The following is a 17,162-nucleotide window of genomic DNA, read 5'->3' as shown; positions in this document are numbered from 1 at the left end:
AAATCATATTCATATGCTGGATTTAAATAACAAAAGTATACTGATAACCGGAGGAACTGGATCGTTTGGAAAAGCCTTCACAAAAACGGTCTTGAAGAAATGGCCCAATATTAGAAGGTTGGTGATATTTTCAAGGGATGAGCAGAAGCAATTTCAGATGGCACAGGATTATCCTATCAGCCAATACCCAATGATACGTTTTTTTATCGGCGATGTTAGGGATTTTGAGAGGGTAAAGCGAGCGTTAAAAGGAATTGATTATGTGATACATGCTGCAGCAATGAAACATGTACCAATTGCCGAGTATAATCCCAGCGAATGTATTAAGACCAATATTATTGGGGCGGAAAACATCATCAACGCCTGCCTTGAAACCGAAGTTGAAAAAGTGGTCGCCCTGTCTACGGATAAAGCTGCAGCTCCAATTAACCTGTATGGCGCAACCAAGCTGGCTTCGGATAAGCTTTTTATTGCAGCAAATAATATTCGAGGTTATAACCCTATTAAATTTTCTGTGGTTAGATATGGCAACGTGATGGGATCAAACGGTTCGGTTATTCCTTTCTTCCTCAAGAAGAGAAAAGAAGGTGCATTGCCGATTACTGATGAGAAAATGACCCGCTTTAATATATCTCTGGATGAAGGGGTCCAAATGGTCTTGCATGCTTTGGAAACTGCATGGGGAGGAGAACTATTTGTGCCAAAGATTCCATCGTATAAAGTTACGGATGTCGCAGAGGCAATTGGCCCTGAATGTAAAAAGGAAGTTATTGGTATACGTCCTGGTGAGAAAATTCACGAAGAGATGATTACATCGTCCGACTCTTACACTACTTATGATCTAGGTACTTATTATGCTATTCTTCCACAGGTGGCAAGATGGGATTTGAATGATTTTATTAAACAATTTAATGCGGTTAAGGTAGAAGAAGGTTTTCAGTATAATTCCGGGCAAAATACAGAATGGCTCTCTGTTGAAGAAATCAGAGCTTTGGTGAAAGACCATGTAGATCCAACTTTTGAAGCGTAAAATAAAATGGTTTGACTAAGAAAATTTTGATTACTGGTGCATCTGGTATGCTGGGAAGATACGTGGTGAAGGAACTTTTGAATAATGACCGTTATACCGTTTATTCAGTAGGAAGGACTGCTAATAATCCGAATCAATTGATTTGCGATTTGTCTGATATCGCTGGTTTTCGGTCATTGTTGGAAGAACTGCGTCCTTCGCATGTCGTTCATTGTGCCGCAAACGTAAATTTGAATTCCTGTGAAAGTGATAAGGATTACACCTATAAGCTTCACGTGCAAGCAGGAAGAGTCATCTGCCAATGTGCCTTCATCGAAAGGAGTCTATATATTTCTACCGATTCTGTTTTTAATGGAACAAAGGGAAATTATAAGGAGGAAGATTATGTAGATCCATTGAACTATTATGCATTTACTAAAGCATTGGGTGAAGAGGCATTTTTGAACTCCTGCCACTCTTCGCTCGTGCTGAGAAATAATATTTTTGGATTTAAAGATCCGCTAGGTAATTCGCTATTTGAATGGGCGTGGAAAAACTTGCAGGCTGGCAAGCAAATTCAGGGTTATTCCAATGTTTTTTTTAATCCGTTGTATGTAGGCACGTTGGCACAAATAATCTCGACGTTGCTGGAAAGTAAAATAACTGGGTTGCTGAATCTAGGATGTAGAACTGGGCTATCCAAATATGATTTTATCAAAAAAATAGCTGATTTAGGAGGATTTCCTTCTTCACTGGTACAGGAAGCCCGAATGGAAGAATCGTGTACAATCAGGCGACCATTTAATACTACTTTGTCGGTTGAAAAAGCAGCTTCTCTGCAAGAGTTTAACATACCAGACATACAAACAGATTTAAACTTACTTTATACACATTTTAAAAGGCATTTGCATGATCAACGACTTTAAAATCGGTAACAGAACAATTGGTTACAATCACCTCCCTTATTTTATTGCAGATATTGGGGCTAATCATGATGGCAGTATCGAAAGAGCGTTAAAACTGATTGAACTTGCAAAGGAAGCTGGTGCAGATGCCGCTAAGTTCCAGAATTTTAAAGCGTCTAAAATTGTTAGTAAGTTCGGTTTTGAGAATCTTCAAGGGAAACTTTCCCATCAAAGTGGATGGAAAAAAAGTGTGTATGAAGTATATGAAGACGCAAGCATTAGCCAGGACTGGACACCTGTATTGAAAAGCAAGTGTGATGAAGTTGGAATAGAATACTTTACCAGCCCTTATGATTTTGAGTCTGTGGACCATATTGACCCCTATGTTAACGTATATAAAATAGGCTCGGGTGATATTACATGGCCGGAAATTATCCGGCATATTGGTAGCAAGGGAAAACCGGTTTTGATTGCTTCAGGAGCAGCGGACATGGAGGATGTCGAAAGGGCAATGGCAATTCTGCAATCATGTAATGTTGATATTTGCCTGATGCAATGTAACACCAATTACACTGTTGATCCGGATAAATATAAGTATGTAAACTTGAATGTATTGAAAACTTTTGCATTAAAGTATCCGGATGTTTTGTTAGGCCTTTCTGATCATACATTGGGGGCGGCAACCACAGCAGGGGCTGTTGCATTGGGGGCAAGAATAATAGAGAAACATTTTACTGATGATAATGAAAGAACTGGACCTGACCATAAATTTGCAATGAATCCTGTTACCTGGCGGCAAATGGTGGACCTTTCCAATGAAATCTTCCATTCACTTGGCGATGGGGTGAAAAGAATTGAGCCTAATGAGCAACAATCCCGCATTGTACAGCAACGCAGCTTACGTGCTAAGAATAAGATTGAAAAAGGAACAGTTTTGACCGCAGAAATGTTTGACGCGCTTAGACCATGTCCGGAAGATGCTTTTAAACCTTATCAGGCGGATAAACTGCATGGAAAAGTTTTAAACAGAGATCTTCAACAAGGTGAGCATATTGCATTAAATGACATTTTATGATAATTGGATCTAAAACGGGATTGAGAGCCGTTGAACGCGAGGACTTGGTATTGCTGAGAGATTGGAGGAATATCCCTTCTTTCAGAAGAAACTTCAGGGAACATAGGGAACTATCCATGTTTAACCAGGAAGGCTGGTACAATCGCACTATGTCTAGTCAGAACGATTATATGTTTATCATAGAAAGCTTAGTGGATAGTGCTCCAATTGGAGCTTGTGGATTATTGTATATAAGCTGGATAACAAGGTCAGCAGATTTTTCATTCTATATAGGTGATGGGGAAAAATATATAGACAATGAAGGATTGGCAAAAGATGCTGCGCAATTGCTGATTGATTATGGATTTAAGAACTTGAATCTTAATAAGATCTGGATGGAGTTGTACGAATTTGATGAAAAAAAGATTAAATTCTTTACTGAAGAATTCGGATTTAAAAAGGATGGTATATTGCGTGAGAACTGTTATGAAGATGGAAGGTACTACAATTCATTTATCATTTCATTATTAAGAAACGAGTATTTGAATGGCTAATGTTGCTATAATAACTGCCAGAGGTGGAAGTAAAAGAATTCCAGGCAAAAATATAAAGGATTTTTTAGGTAAACCTATTATTGCCTATTCTATTAAGGCCGCAATAGAAAGTGGGTTGTTTGATGACGTAATGGTTTCAACCGACGACGATAAAATAGCGGAAGTAGCTTTGCAGTATGGAGCGAAAGTTCCTTTCCGCAGAAGTGAATTGAATTCGAATGACTATGCTACTACGGCTGCAGTTCTTACAGAAGTAATTGAGGATTATGCCGGGGAGGGAAGGGAGTTCGAATATGCTTGTTGTATATATCCCTGTGCCCCTTTAGTTAATGGAGAGGTATTAAAACGAGCTTACAATAAGCTTATACAAAGCGATTTAACTTGTGTTATTCCGATTCTGAGTTTCAGTTACCCCATCTGGAGAGCCCTGAAACAAAATGAAGAAGGTGATTTGTCAATGATCTGGCCCGAGAATCTGAATGCAAGATCCCAGGATCTTCCAATTGCTTATCATGATGCTGGTCAGTTTTATTTTTTCGAAATTAACAAGTTCCGGGAAACGGGGAATTACATGTTGGGTAAGGTTGGAGGGATACTGCTGGATGATATGGAAGCGCAGGATATAGACAATTTAAGTGATTGGCGGTTGGCCGAATTGAAGTATCAATTGAGAACTTCGCAGAATTCTATAGCACCGCAACAGTAGTGATTTTATGGTATGATGGTTTAATTAGTTGTGCTTCCGAAACTCCGATTTGAAATTATTTTAAGATTCGATGTTATTAAACATTTAAAGATGTTAGGTCTGCTATCTAATAATCGCTAATATCCCCTTCTATGATGCGCTCGTTGTTGGTAGTTTTTGCTATTATAATCCTGTTTCAAGGTTGTAGAAAGTCCGGCTCGGATCTTGAGATTGATATGACGAAATTGGAAATAAGAACTATATGGTCTGCAAGTAACTATTTGGCATTTACGGATATTATCAAGTTTCATGATAATTGGTATTGTGTTTTTAGGGAAGGTACAGGACATTCTACAAACGATGGCAAGCTCCGTGTTTTAGTTTCAGCAGATGCGGTACATTGGACCACAGATACGATTTTAGTTATCCCGGGTAGTGATTTGAGGGATCCTAAGTTTTTGATAGGCTTAGATGATGAACTATTAATTAATGCTGGGGCAAAAAACACAAAGCTGGATAACCTGATATGGCACTACGATAGTTCTGTGCATAAGTGGGGAAATGCTGTCTTCACTGATGTTTCAGATGATTGGTTATGGAGCATAAGAAGAAATGGGCAAGTTTTATATTCAATTGCCTATGGATTTAATCCTGCCCGTACTTCCAGCGAGATGTCTCTTTACTCAGCCCGTAAACCAACATTTCCAAAGTTTCAACTTGTAAGAAGAAATATCGCTGGCAAAGGCTGTCCAACCGAGGCTTCCTTTTTATTTAAGTATAACGATACAATGATGATTTTTGCGAGGAGAGATTGCGATGATAGGAAAACCTGGTTGGGCATATCCCAATTCCCCTATGATAGCATCGCCTGGAGCAGCTTTAATATTATCCTTGAATCTCCCAGTATAATAAATATCGCTGGTAGCATTTATGTTGCAGGTCGAACTTATGACCCGACAATACGGACTTCCTTATATAAGCTGGATGAAGCTGAGAAGAAATTAGTTAAATTGACAGATTTACCATCTGAAAAAGATACAGGTTATCCCGGGCTATTTTATCACAATAATAAGTTATATATATCGTATTATACTAGGGTTAAATCTGGCCAATATGCTATTTATCTTTGTTCTTATAAAATCACCGGATAATGACTCTCACCAGAAAAAACTAACTTCCGAGAATACTTTCATTTTTCGGCCGTTTTTTTGCTAGTGTAAAGATTAGGAAACCGTTTCACTAAGTAATGATTTAATAGTTAACCGTTCTTTAACTTTTTCTTTATGAAAAGATGCATTAAAAATGTAATGTTCCTGGCAATAGCTATTTGTTTACTATTGAGGACAACCAACGGCCGTGCACAAGATAGTACTTTCGGGAAAGTATCAACTGTGATAGCGTATAGTTCAGATCAGCACTGTGCTTTTACAGATCTTACCTATTATAAAGGGTATTTTTATCTGGTTTTCCGTGAAGCACCAGTACATGTAGTTTCTCCAGAAGCATTAAAAAATAGTTATCTGGTAATTATGAAAAGTAAGAATGGAAATAGTTGGAAAGTCCAGCAAAAAATCCATAACGAAGGAACTGATTTTCGCGATCCAAAGTTTCTGATTATTCCTACCGGAAGTAAGCCTGGTCTATTTATTACAACCTTTGGTATGAAATCTTATAAATCTCCATCTAGTATAGATGCAGATAATTATTATATAAGTCTGGACGCGTCTGGAAAATGGTCATCCCCTGTTAAATTTAATCTGCCTGATGTTAAGGGCAACAGACTTTGGTTATGGCGACCTACTTATTATAATGGGAAGTACTATGGTCTTGCCTATCAATTTTATACAGACAGCAAATCAAAAATATTTCTCCTTTCCGGCTCCAGCCTGAACAATATGAATATTGAAAAGAACTATGATTTGCCTGATATTCCAACCGAAGGAACAATTAAATTCAATAACAAAGGAAATCCATTTGTTATAATCCGTCGGGAAACAGGGCCCTCTCTCATTGGTGCTGGCGACAGTGATACCTCAGCATGGAAAGAGTTGCCCATAAAAGGCATTGGCGGACCTAATATACTTCCTGAGGGACAAGATACTTTATTGGTAGCAGGGCGGATAGACGGACAAACGAAGGTTTGGTTATATGACCTGAATAAAAACAAGAAATTGAAAAGTATTACACTAACGGATGCCCAGGAAACAGGATATCCCGGAATCGTTCAAAGGGCTAATCGCTATTATATAAGCTATTATGCAATTAATAACGGTAAGAGTGAAATTAGAGTGGCCAACTTCAAAAAAAAATAAAAGAAGGATTAGAAACAGATGAATTTTAAGCTTATTAAAGCAGTATCCGTTTATACAATTCTGGGGTTTGTACCATTAATTGCTTCATTCTTATTATTGCCATTATATACCCGGCATTTAACTACCACAGATTATGGTGTTGTAGGTTTGGCTTATATTGCAGAGAATTATTTTATACTCTTTGTCGTTTTTGGTTTTAATACAGCGATCTTTAGATTTTTTAATGATTATAAGGCGAAAGGAAAGGAGATAGATTTATTGATGAATACTTTTTTCTCCTCATTTTTGATTATTGCAATATTATTCCTAGTACTCTCTTTGTTTGGTGAAAGAGTATTTGAATATGTATTCAGAGGAAATCTTTCGCTCAAAAAATATGGCTATTTTGTTTTAGGAAGCAGTATTTCTCTATCATTTAACCAGCTATTGCTCCAGTATTTTAGAATTAAGGAAGATCTCAAGGCCGCGATTATAATTACAATAGTCCCTTTTTTCCTATCAATTGCCGGTATTGTAACTGGAGTTGTATTGATGAATGCCGGAGCTACCGGAAATGTGCGGGGGCGTTTTGTTGGACTTTTCCTGTCCATGATCATTCTCTTTATATGGTTTGCCAGGCAATATTCCATTAAGTTTAAATTCGATAAAGACATCATCAAGGCGCTGTTTATTTATTCAGCGCCAGTAGTGCTGTATAATATAATAGGAAACATATCCGATACCATGGATCGTTTTTTTATTAACAGTACTTATTCTCTTTCTGAACTGGGAATTTATAATCTCGCACGAACGCTGATTGCCCCCGTCGAAATTATACTCCTCTCTATATGGAACGCAGTAACACCGATGATTTATAATAAGCTACTGTCTTCTGAAGGTTTCCTGCAGGATGGAAAACAAACATATGTTGGTCGATATTTTGATATATTATTATTAGCTGAATTTGTCTTGATGGGGTTGATTTTTATTTTCATGTCCCCGTTTCTCAAGCTAATTACAAGTTCATCCTATCAAGGTGCTGTCTTGTACATTCCACTATTACTACTAGCCTCGGTGGGAAGGGCCTATTACATAGTCTATTCTTTTAACATATTTTTTGAAAAGAAAACCAGGCTATTGCCCATTATAAACACTGTCAGTATGATTCTCGTCTACGCTTTTTTAAAAATAGTGGCTGTCAGATTTGAATTGTTAGGTATTGCAGCTGCACTAGTGGTGCTTAAATTTTCACAGTTTTTATTGTCGTATTATTTTGAAATTAAATATGACATAAAGTATCCAATGAAAAAATCTTTTTTACCAGCATCCGTTGCATTAACTATTGTGTTGTTTTATTACTATTTTTACTACAATGCTGCTGGATACCTAATGCTTTATAACTTGTTTGCCGGCAGTGCTTTAATTTTGATTAGTTTATTTACCTATAGGGAATCTATATCCCAACCTAGAAATATATGAAACATAATTTTGTTTTAGCCCAAGTTATATTTTGTGCCTTAGTATTATTTGGTTGTAAGAAAGAAAATGGCTTAGAGAATCCTGTAATACCAGTGGACCCAAACGCTGATCTGTTAAAGGTCATCTGGAGTAAAAAAGGAGTGCATAGTGCATTCACCGACTTAACGCAGTTTGAGAATCAATTTTACTGCGCTTTTCGGGAAGGAAGTAGTCATACCAGTTATGACGGCATTTTTAGAATACTAATTTCTCCTGATGGTCTATCATGGAACACCATTGGGACAGTTTCGGTTCCTTACTTAGATTTAAGAGATCCGAAATTTTTTGTTGACAATGAAGGAAAGTTGTCTTTGGCAGGGTTTGCAAGAGATACTTTGGATAAGAAATATAATTTTGTTTGGAAGTTAAATAAAACCGGCATAGGAAAGCCTCACTCAGTTGGAATTACTGATTACTGGCTCTGGCGTTATACTAAATTTAAAAATATTAATTACTCAATTGGATATTTATATAAAAAAGGTAGTTCACAAAAGCCTAAACTGGTTTTGTTCTTTAGTTCAGATTCGGGTTTTTTGAGGTATGAAGTAAAAGGCGCTGATATTTTTAACAAAGGTTGTCCATCTGAAGCTAGCCTTGTTATTAATGAAGATTCGGTAGCATATGTGTGTTTGAGAGATGACTGTGCAAATGGGGCCTATTTTGGCAAATCAAAATATCCTTTTGCCAAGTGGGATTGGACAAAACTGCAATATCCTGTCAGGGGGCCTAATATGGTGTTATTGCCAAATGGAAACCTTATACTTGCTGCCGGATCAATGAAAAATTATTATAAGTCATATTTGACAGAATTTGATCCAAGAAACTTGACCTTTAAATCATTTGAAGAACTTCCTTCGGGTGGCGATACAGGATATCCAGGGCTTGTGTTACGAGATTCGGTATTGTGGGTGAGTTATTATACCCAAACAAACGATCAGATGCAGATAGTAATAAAAAGGAAAAAAATTGTAATGTAAATGTATTATACCAAGGAACAGGCATTAGATGAGCAAAATGATCTGGAGCTTTTATGTAAAGACAGAGAACTAAAAACTTCCGAGTTGTGTCACTGGAATGCTTTCTATGGGCTTGATAAAGTGCTGAAGTTGTATGCTGGTATTGACATTGACTATCCACTTAAAATGATAATACCTCACGGTATTGTTTTTTCTGATAAAGTAAGCGACTACGAAAAATACATTAAGATCCCCACTATTTTTAATTACTCTCAACATCGGCTGCCAGCATACCTGAAAGCAGTACCTAAGAAAGTTATCAAAGGAAATTCGCCATTCTTGTATGTTTGTGAGATGTTGAAAGATCTTCCCACATCCAAACGTAATGGAACGCTGTTCTTTTTGTCGCATTCAAGTCATCATATTACAGTTAAACCAGATTTCTCCGATATAATAACCAAATTAAAGAAGTTGGGTCCGGAATTTCAACCCGTAAAAATATGCGTTTATTGGAAGGACTATCATCACGGTTATCATATACCATTTGAGAAGGCCGGATTTGAAGTGGTTTCAGCTGGACATATGTATGATCCCAAATTCCTTTTCAGGCTTTATCATTTATGCACATCATTTGAATATACCAGTAGTAATACTATTGGTTCAAATCTTTTTTATTCGCTTGCTGCCCATTGCCGTTTTTTTTATCTTGATGAAGTTAGTGTTGAATACGAATTTGCTTTGCAAATAGACAAGGGCTTTTATGGGAATAAATATATAGAGGAGGTGAAAAAGACATTTAGGGTTACTGATAAGTCTATGAATGCCTCGCAAAGAGAGATGTTTAATAATTACATGGGAAACCCTATTCTTAGCAGTACTGAGGTCATGGAATGTATCAATGAAGCAGAGTCATATTATAATTCCATCAAAGGGCGAGTTGTGTGTAACGCTTTACCGTTTTTAAGAAGATGGAATGCTTTAGTTAATAAAAACAAAGTGTCTTGAGAGTAACACAAATCAACACATATGACAAAGATGGAGGGGCCGCAAAGGCTGCAGTAAGATTGAATACCGGGCTTAAAAAGATTGGTATTGATTCGCATCTAGTTGTTCAGATTTCATCCGGCGAAGGAACAACAATTACTCCCCCAACTTACACTAATAAATTAAAGGCATTAGTTCGTCCCCATATAGACAGATATCCCCTGCGTCGATATTCTGGAAGGAGCAGTTATTTTAGTGTTAACTGGTTGAATAATGGTGCTATTCATTCTGTGAAGGGGGATATTCTAAATCTACACTGGGTAAATGACGGTTTTATAAGCCTGAAAAATATTCAGACACTCGAAAAACCGGTAATTTGGACCTTACATGATAGCTGGGCGTTCACTGGCGGCTGTCACCTTCCATATGATTGTGAGCGATATCAGAGTGGTTGCGGACAATGTCCGTTATTGAAGTCTCTTGATCCAAACGATATTACAAAACGGATTTGGAACAGAAAGAAGAAGGTTTACGATCAGCAACAGAAAATTGTGATAGTTACACCTAGCAAATGGTTGTTTGACAAAGCCCGGAAAAGTGCATTACTACAGCATTATCGCACAGAACATATTCCGAACGGTGTTAATGCCTCCGTGTTTAAGCCTTTTCCAAAGGAAATCGCAAGGGAGATCTTAAACCTTCCTGTAAACAAGAAAATTATTCTTTTTGGTGCATCGGGTGCTACTGCAGATCCTAATAAAGGATATGCCTATTTCGAGGAGGTGGCAATCGAACTTAAACGAAACCATAAAGATTTTCAACTGGTTGTCTTTGGGGGAGATAAGCCTGAAGGAAATGACAATTTTAATGCAGATATTATTTTTCTGGGTAAAGTGGTAGATGAAATAACTCTTTCTGTCATTTACAACGCAGCAGATATTTTTGTTTCTACATCAAAAAGTGAGAACCTGCCAAATACGATTATGGAAGCAATGAGTTGCGGAGTGCCTTGTGTGGCTTTTAATGTTGGTGGAATAGGGGATCTCATAAAGCCCGGTCTTACTGGGGCTCTTATCAAACCGTTTGAAATTAAAGAAATGATTCAAAGTATTATTTTACTATCTTCTGATTCAGTGCGGTATGCAGAGTACGCAGGAAATTGTAGAGATGAAATTGTCAATACTTTTGAAATTATAAAAGTTGCGACCAGGTATCAGCAATTATATAATGCTATTTTGACAAAATAAAGAATGAATTATTACCCTAAGATATCGATTATTACTGTTGTATATAATAATGAAAAGCTAATTGAACAAACGATCAACAGTGTATTAGAACAAACATATCAAAATATTGAGTTTCTTGTTATAGACGGCAACTCGAAAGATAATACTGTGCCGATTATAAAAAGATATCTTGACCGAATAGATGTATTTATTTCTGAGCCAGATAAGGGCATCTACGATGCCATGAACAAAGGAATTTCCAAAAGCTCCGGTGAGTTCATAATTTTTATGAACTCGGGAGATTTATTTACAGCCCCGGATGTTTTACAAAGAATAATAAAAGAGGCCGCATCTGATTCAGATATTATATATGGAGATAAATTAGCAGATTATAATGATCAGTTTAAAAAGCTCATCAGGGCTAAACCACTTAGAGCTATTAAGAGAGGGATGATTTTTTCTCATCAATCACTTTTAGCCAGATCTCGGTTCCTGAAGCAATATCCTTTTGATTTGCAGTATAAAATTGCAGCAGATTTTGATTTTGTATTTACGTGTTTTAAAATACAGGCAAACTTTCAATATATACCTATTCCGATAGCCATCATAAGTACAGGCGGGTTGTCTGACGGGAATCATGGGGTATTTGATGAATATGCAAGAATTATCTCTAAGTGGGATAGCAGCGTGATTACTAAAATTCAATTAAAATTAAGGAAGTGGGAGATAAAATTCAGGAACATCTTGAAAATGGCAATGCCTCGAACACTAGTGCAATATTTCCAGAAGAAATCCCAATAAATCTTGTTCAGAAATTGGTAATTCTTGGTTGTATCTTTTGCGCAAAAACACTTTACTACGAAGCATATGGCTATGGTTTATTACTAATTGCTTTTACATTTTTTATGATTATGGCAATTGGAATGTTTTTCCAATCAGTAATGATCTCCCGGAAGAAATTGCTGTTCAGTTTTCTTTTTTTGCTACTCGCAGCGGTTAATCCATCTGCTAATATGCAATCAGTAGTAATGTTAATGGTATTGCTATTGTCCGGTTTACTTGCAACATCAATTGTGAACTTTGATCAATTTGCATCATATTATGTGAAAGTAATACGAGTATTAATTCTGTTTTCATTACTTAGTTTTGTTGTAATCCGATTTAATATTCCCTCACCTTTGCCAGCCGCCAAATCTATTGCCGATTTTTATTATAGAAACTTTGTTGTTTTTTTTGTGCCAGAGCGTGCTATTGAAACTCAGGGATATAGAAATTCGGGGGTCTGGTGGGAACCCGGAGCATTTCAGCTTTTCATTAATCTCGCCTTTCTTTTTGAAATAGTTATTCAGAAAGTGAGATGGAAATCTTACATTATTTACGCTTTAGGTATAGTGTCTACGATCTCAACAACCGGTTTTGTTATTTTTTTTCTTCTTAGTTTTCTGCATTTTAAGAAAACTGTTAAAAAGCTCAGCACTTCTCAAATAGTCTTGCTTGTTTTTATAACGGCGATAGCAATGGGTATTTTTCTTTTACTGGCAAAGGATATGATCTTCGGAAAGCTAAACCAGGATGATACAAACTTCGCTTCCACTTTATCCAGGGCATATGATAATTTGGTTGATTGGACTATGCTAAAGGAACACCCATGGTTGGGGGTAGGATTTGGTAACGATAATGCACGGGTAGATTATGCTTTGAGGCTTATAGGGCCACTAGAATATAATTCGGGAGCCAAACCGACAGGGTCAGACGGTTTACTATTGTTAATTGCGAGTCTTGGTATAGGAGCCGTTTTTTTCTTGTTGCCAACACTGCTCTTTCCCAAGTATCTTCGTAGATTTACCGCTCTTGAGAGAGTGCTATTTGCAATAGTTTTTATTTTTATGTTTAACACAGAGAATCTTACGTATACTATTATATTTTATGTATTAATTTTTTTCGGCTTAACAACGAATTCTTATAAAAAGGCATTTAATCAATAAAGGGTACAGCTACCAACGAACTGAATATATGAATAAAAAAAAAATAATTATTTCAGCTGTAAATTTTACAGAAGGGGGGCCTTTAACTATTTTACGGGATTGTGCATGTTTTCTGAATGCCAATTACACCGATGATTATGATATTTATGCTATTGTAAATAATGCTGAAGTAATTAAGGAATATGAATATATTAAGCCGTTGGTTTTTCCTGAAATAAAAAAATCATGGGTGAAGCGACTGTATTTTGAATATTATCAGGCAAAAGAAATTTCCCGTCAGTATAAGCCATACTTATGGCTTTCATTACATGATATTACTCCTAATACAGACGCAGAGATACGGGCAGTGTACTGTCATAATCCTTCTATTTTCCGAAAAACCACCTTAACCGATTTGCGTGAAGAGCCGTCTCTGTTTATATTCAGTTTACTATATAAATATCTCTATAAAATAAATATAAATAAAAATTCGTATGTAATTGTACAGCAAGGCTGGTTAAGGGAGGCTTTTGCCAAGCTTTTCAAACTCCCATTAGAAAAAATCGTTGTGGCAAAACCCGAAGGAGACCAGGTTAATTCCATTGATGTTAACACGAAACGCGAGGAAGATACGTTTATACGCTCCCGGGCTTTTTTCTTCCCTGCTTTCCCGCGACCATTTAAAAATTTTGAAGTAATCGGGGAAGCTGTCAAATTACTGAATAGTAGGAAAATAAGCGATTTTCAAGTTTATATTACACTCAAAGGTACTGAAAATAGGTATGCCAAGAGAATAAGAGAAACATACGGTCATCTGAAAAATATTAGATTTATTGGTTTAATCTCAAGGGACGAAGTTGCAGACTATTACTCCACCTGCAAAGCATTGATTTTTCCATCAAAGTTGGAATCGTGGGGTCTTCCGATTAGTGAATTTAAGGAATATGCCAAGCCGATGCTGATAGCTGATTTACCTTATGCGCGTGAAACGGTAGGTACCTACAACAAAGTGAGCTTTTTTGACCCAGATAAGCCATTACAATTAGCCAATTTGATGGAGGCAGTGTTGAATGGAAACGCAAATTTTGAAATCACAAAGGAACAAACATACGCGAAGCCATTTGCTAAAGGTTGGAAAGAGCTTTTCGAAATAATGCTACCTTTTAAACAAAAGGAATCAGATTCCACAATCATTGTGTAGTATATGTTGGATAAATACAGAACTTATGGACTGGCAGGTTTCATGAAACTGGCCATTAATGTGTTGAGAACAAAAATTTTTTTCCCAAAAGCCAGACTGATCCGCTTTCCTTTCGATATACGAAATTCCCGAAATATTCAATGGCAAAATGGTTTTACAACAGGGGTCGGCTGTCGGCTTGAGGCATATCCTGAAACAAGTAGCAGCGAGCCCGTTTTGATTATCGGAACAAATGTGCAAATTAATGATTATGTCCACATTTCGGCTGGTAAAAAAGTTATAATAGGAAATAATGTTCTAATAGCCAGTAAAATATTCATAACAGATATTAGTCATGGATCATATGGATTGGATGATGTGCATGACCATCCGGATATGCCACCTTCAGATAGAATGCTAACTCGCAAGGAGGTAGTTATTGAAGATAATGTATGGATTGGCGAGTATGTTAGTGTACTGCCTGGGGCAAAAATAGGAAAGGGTAGCATCATTGGCGCGATGTCGGTAGTTACCCGGGAAATACCGCCTTATTGCATCGCTGTTGGAAGTCCGGCTCGTGTAATAAAAAAGTTTAATTTCGAGACCCATAAATGGGAAAAGCTGGACAATATCTAATATCGGGAGTCTGATTTTTAAATATTTGAGTAAAGATCTAAAATGACCATAATTAAATTTTTAAATAAGCTCTTAATTGGCAAAAGATATTTTTAATCTTCTTATTAGTAGTTATTCCTATTTTTGCGCTTCATCCAAAGTTTGAGTTAGTGTCAATTATGGGCTATTATTCTCGTTTAAATTGTTGAAAAACAGTAAGTTGATTGCAAATAGAGCATATATGTTTGATTTAACTGTTTCAATTGTTAGATATAAGCAGAGTTTTGAGGAACTAAAAGCCTTAGTTGACAGATTCTCCGGAAGCAAGCTTAAGTATTGGATTTATATGGTGGATAATTCTCCTGTACCATACCCCCCAGAGTTAGTTGAAATGTTTGGAGATAGATTTTCTTATCAGTTTATTGGCAGGAATTTAGGTTATGGATCAGGACATAATCTGGTAATGAAACAGATTTTGGATGACACAAAATATCATTTAGTAATAAATCCGGATATTATTTTTGAAAAAGATATTCTATCTAAGATCTATGAATACATGGAACAGCAAGACGATATCGGATTGCTGATGCCTAAAGTTTTAAATGAAGATGGTTCCATACAACGACTGTGTAAGTTGCTTCCCTCTCCATTAGATCTTTTCGGACGACGTTTTTTAAGTGATTCATCCTGGACAAAGAGACGAAATGAAAAATATGAGCTACATAACTTTGATTATGCAAGCGTATTGAATACCCCCTGCCTGTCAGGATGTTTTATGTTTATCAGAATAAGCGTTCTTCGAAAAGCCGGTTTTTTTGATACACGGTATTTTATGTACCTGGAAGACTATGATCTTACACGAAGAGTTAATAGATTCTCGAGAACTGTTTTTTACCCTGAAGTATCAGTTATTCATGGCCATAAAAAGGAATCTTTTAAGAACAAAAAATTATTCATGATTCATATAAGCTCGGCTGTTAAGTATTTTAATAAATGGGGTTGGTTGTTTGATACAGAGAAGAACCAATTAAATATAAAAACGCTGGCAGCTATTGATAAGGTAAAGCAAGATCACTAATTTTTGACAGTTATTAATATTTAAGAAAAAATGAAGATTGCCCTTATTACTGGCATTACTGGTCAGGATGGCGCCTATCTGGCTCAGCTACTGCTAAAAAAAGATTATGAAGTACATGGTATTAAAAGGAGGAGTTCCCTTTTTAACACAGATAGGATAGATCATTTGTATCAGGATCCACATGAGAAAAATGTACATTTTAAACTACATTATGGGGATCTGACGGATAGCACTAATCTCATTAGAATTATTCAAGAAGTTCAACCTGATGAGATATATAACCTGGGTGCAATGAGCCATGTTCAGGTAAGTTTTGAAGCGCCTGAGTATACAGCAGATGCAGATGGTGTAGGGACATTAAGAATTTTAGAGGCGGTGCGGTTGTTAGGATTGACAAAGAAAACAAAGATTTATCAGGCCTCTACATCTGAATTATATGGTCTGGTACAAGAAGTACCTCAATCGGAGAAAACCCCCTTTTATCCACGCTCCCCTTATGCAGTGGCAAAAATGTACGCATACTGGATTACCGTGAACTACCGTGAAGCATATAATATGTTTGCATGTAATGGCATTTTATTTAACCATGAAAGCCCCCTCCGTGGTGAAACTTTTGTAACCAGGAAGATTACACGTGCTGTAGCGAAGCTGTCATTAGGGATGCAGGACAAGCTCTATATGGGGAACCTTGATGCAAAACGTGACTGGGGACATGCGAAGGATTATGTGGAAGCGATGTGGCTCATATTGCAACAGGATAAACCGGAAGACTATGTAATCGCTACTGGTATTACTACCACAGTAAGGGAATTTATTACAATGGCGTTCGCGGAGGTAGGTGTTGAAATAATATTTAAAGGTGAAGGAATAGACGAAAAGGGATATGTGAAAAGTTGTATAAAGAAAGATGGGGCCTTGGTGCCTGGCCAGGAAATAGTTGCAATAGATCCCAGGTACTTCAGACCTACCGAAGTAGAGCTGTTGATTGGAGATCCTACCAAAGCCAAGACCAAACTTGGCTGGAAGCCCAAATACGACTTGCCCGCATTGGTAAAGGAAATGGTTGCCGCAGACCTTGAACTTTTTCAGCGTGAAAAATTACTGAAAGACGCGGGTTATAAAGTATTGAATCAATTTGAATAG

General features: G+C 36.9%; 17 protein-coding genes. All 17 read left to right on the top strand.

Annotation, left to right across the window (positions count from 1 at the left end; all coding sequences use genetic code 11):
• The first annotated feature begins 13 nt into the window (after window positions 1–13).
• The 17 genes from pseB to gmd all read left to right on the top strand — a co-directional run bounded on the left by pseB (window position 14) and on the right by gmd (window position 17,162).
• Entirely contained in the window at window positions 14–1,030 is a 1,017-nt protein-coding gene (gene pseB, locus ABIE50_RS01445; protein WP_142684850.1) for a UDP-N-acetylglucosamine 4,6-dehydratase (inverting), read from the top strand.
• An 11-nt stretch (window positions 1,031–1,041) separates the two neighbouring features.
• Window positions 1,042–1,935 carry a dTDP-4-dehydrorhamnose reductase family protein gene (locus ABIE50_RS01440; protein WP_142684851.1) on the top strand — a complete coding sequence of 298 codons (894 nt, stop codon included), beginning with the start codon at window positions 1,042–1,044 and terminating at the stop codon, window positions 1,933–1,935.
• A complete protein-coding gene (locus ABIE50_RS01435; RefSeq protein ID WP_142684852.1) occupies window positions 1,919–2,989 on the top strand; it encodes an N-acetylneuraminate synthase family protein in 1,071 nt (356 codons plus the stop codon). Before ABIE50_RS01440 ends, ABIE50_RS01435 begins: the two co-directional genes overlap by 17 nt.
• Entirely contained in the window at window positions 2,986–3,522 is a 537-nt protein-coding gene (locus ABIE50_RS01430) for a GNAT family N-acetyltransferase (RefSeq protein WP_142684853.1), read from the top strand. Before ABIE50_RS01435 ends, ABIE50_RS01430 begins: the two co-directional genes overlap by 4 nt.
• A complete protein-coding gene (gene pseF / locus ABIE50_RS01425) occupies window positions 3,515–4,228 on the top strand; it encodes a pseudaminic acid cytidylyltransferase (protein WP_142684854.1) in 714 nt (237 codons plus the stop codon). Before ABIE50_RS01430 ends, pseF begins: the two co-directional genes overlap by 8 nt.
• A 131-nt stretch (window positions 4,229–4,359) precedes the next feature.
• On the top strand, window positions 4,360–5,358 hold the full coding sequence (locus ABIE50_RS01420) for a hypothetical protein (protein WP_142684855.1): 999 nt from the start codon (window positions 4,360–4,362) through the stop codon (window positions 5,356–5,358).
• A gap of 132 nt (window positions 5,359–5,490) precedes the next feature.
• Window positions 5,491–6,519, top strand: a complete 1,029-nt coding sequence (locus ABIE50_RS01415) for a hypothetical protein (protein WP_209856684.1) — start codon at window positions 5,491–5,493, stop codon at window positions 6,517–6,519.
• Between the two features lie 18 nt (window positions 6,520–6,537).
• Window positions 6,538–7,977 (top strand): lipopolysaccharide biosynthesis protein, encoded by a 1,440-nt coding sequence (locus ABIE50_RS01410; RefSeq protein WP_209856686.1) that lies wholly within the window; start codon window positions 6,538–6,540, stop codon window positions 7,975–7,977.
• Window positions 7,974–8,993 carry a hypothetical protein gene (locus ABIE50_RS01405; protein ID WP_209856689.1) on the top strand — a complete coding sequence of 340 codons (1,020 nt, stop codon included), beginning with the start codon at window positions 7,974–7,976 and terminating at the stop codon, window positions 8,991–8,993. The genes ABIE50_RS01410 and ABIE50_RS01405 overlap by 4 nt, the downstream gene beginning before the upstream one ends.
• Window positions 8,994–9,977, top strand: a complete 984-nt coding sequence (locus tag ABIE50_RS01400; RefSeq protein WP_209856691.1) for a hypothetical protein — start codon at window positions 8,994–8,996, stop codon at window positions 9,975–9,977.
• Entirely contained in the window at window positions 9,974–11,203 is a 1,230-nt protein-coding gene (locus ABIE50_RS01395) for a glycosyltransferase family 4 protein (protein ID WP_209856693.1), read from the top strand. The genes ABIE50_RS01400 and ABIE50_RS01395 overlap by 4 nt, the downstream gene beginning before the upstream one ends.
• A 3-nt stretch (window positions 11,204–11,206) precedes the next feature.
• Entirely contained in the window at window positions 11,207–11,983 is a 777-nt protein-coding gene (locus tag ABIE50_RS01390) for a glycosyltransferase family 2 protein (RefSeq protein ID WP_209856696.1), read from the top strand.
• Window positions 11,902–13,167, top strand: a complete 1,266-nt coding sequence (locus ABIE50_RS01385; RefSeq protein WP_142684862.1) for an O-antigen ligase family protein — start codon at window positions 11,902–11,904, stop codon at window positions 13,165–13,167. The genes ABIE50_RS01390 and ABIE50_RS01385 overlap by 82 nt, the downstream gene beginning before the upstream one ends.
• A 28-nt stretch (window positions 13,168–13,195) precedes the next feature.
• A complete protein-coding gene (locus ABIE50_RS01380) occupies window positions 13,196–14,347 on the top strand; it encodes a glycosyltransferase (RefSeq protein WP_142684863.1) in 1,152 nt (383 codons plus the stop codon).
• A 3-nt stretch (window positions 14,348–14,350) separates the two neighbouring features.
• A complete protein-coding gene (locus ABIE50_RS01375; RefSeq protein WP_142684864.1) occupies window positions 14,351–14,962 on the top strand; it encodes an LbetaH domain-containing protein in 612 nt (203 codons plus the stop codon).
• Between the two features lie 220 nt (window positions 14,963–15,182).
• Window positions 15,183–16,019 (top strand): glycosyltransferase, encoded by an 837-nt coding sequence (locus ABIE50_RS01370; RefSeq protein ID WP_209856698.1) that lies wholly within the window; start codon window positions 15,183–15,185, stop codon window positions 16,017–16,019.
• 30 nt (window positions 16,020–16,049) lie between these two features.
• Window positions 16,050–17,162 carry a GDP-mannose 4,6-dehydratase gene (gmd, locus tag ABIE50_RS01365; RefSeq protein ID WP_142684866.1) on the top strand — a complete coding sequence of 371 codons (1,113 nt, stop codon included), beginning with the start codon at window positions 16,050–16,052 and terminating at the stop codon, window positions 17,160–17,162.

This window comes from Chitinophaga sp. OAE865, assembly GCF_040546735.1.
Taxonomy (GTDB): Bacteria; Bacteroidota; Bacteroidia; order Chitinophagales; family Chitinophagaceae; genus Chitinophaga; species Chitinophaga polysaccharea_A.
Note: the sequence above shows the minus strand (reverse complement) of the source record. Positions and strands in the feature narration are given on the sequence as shown.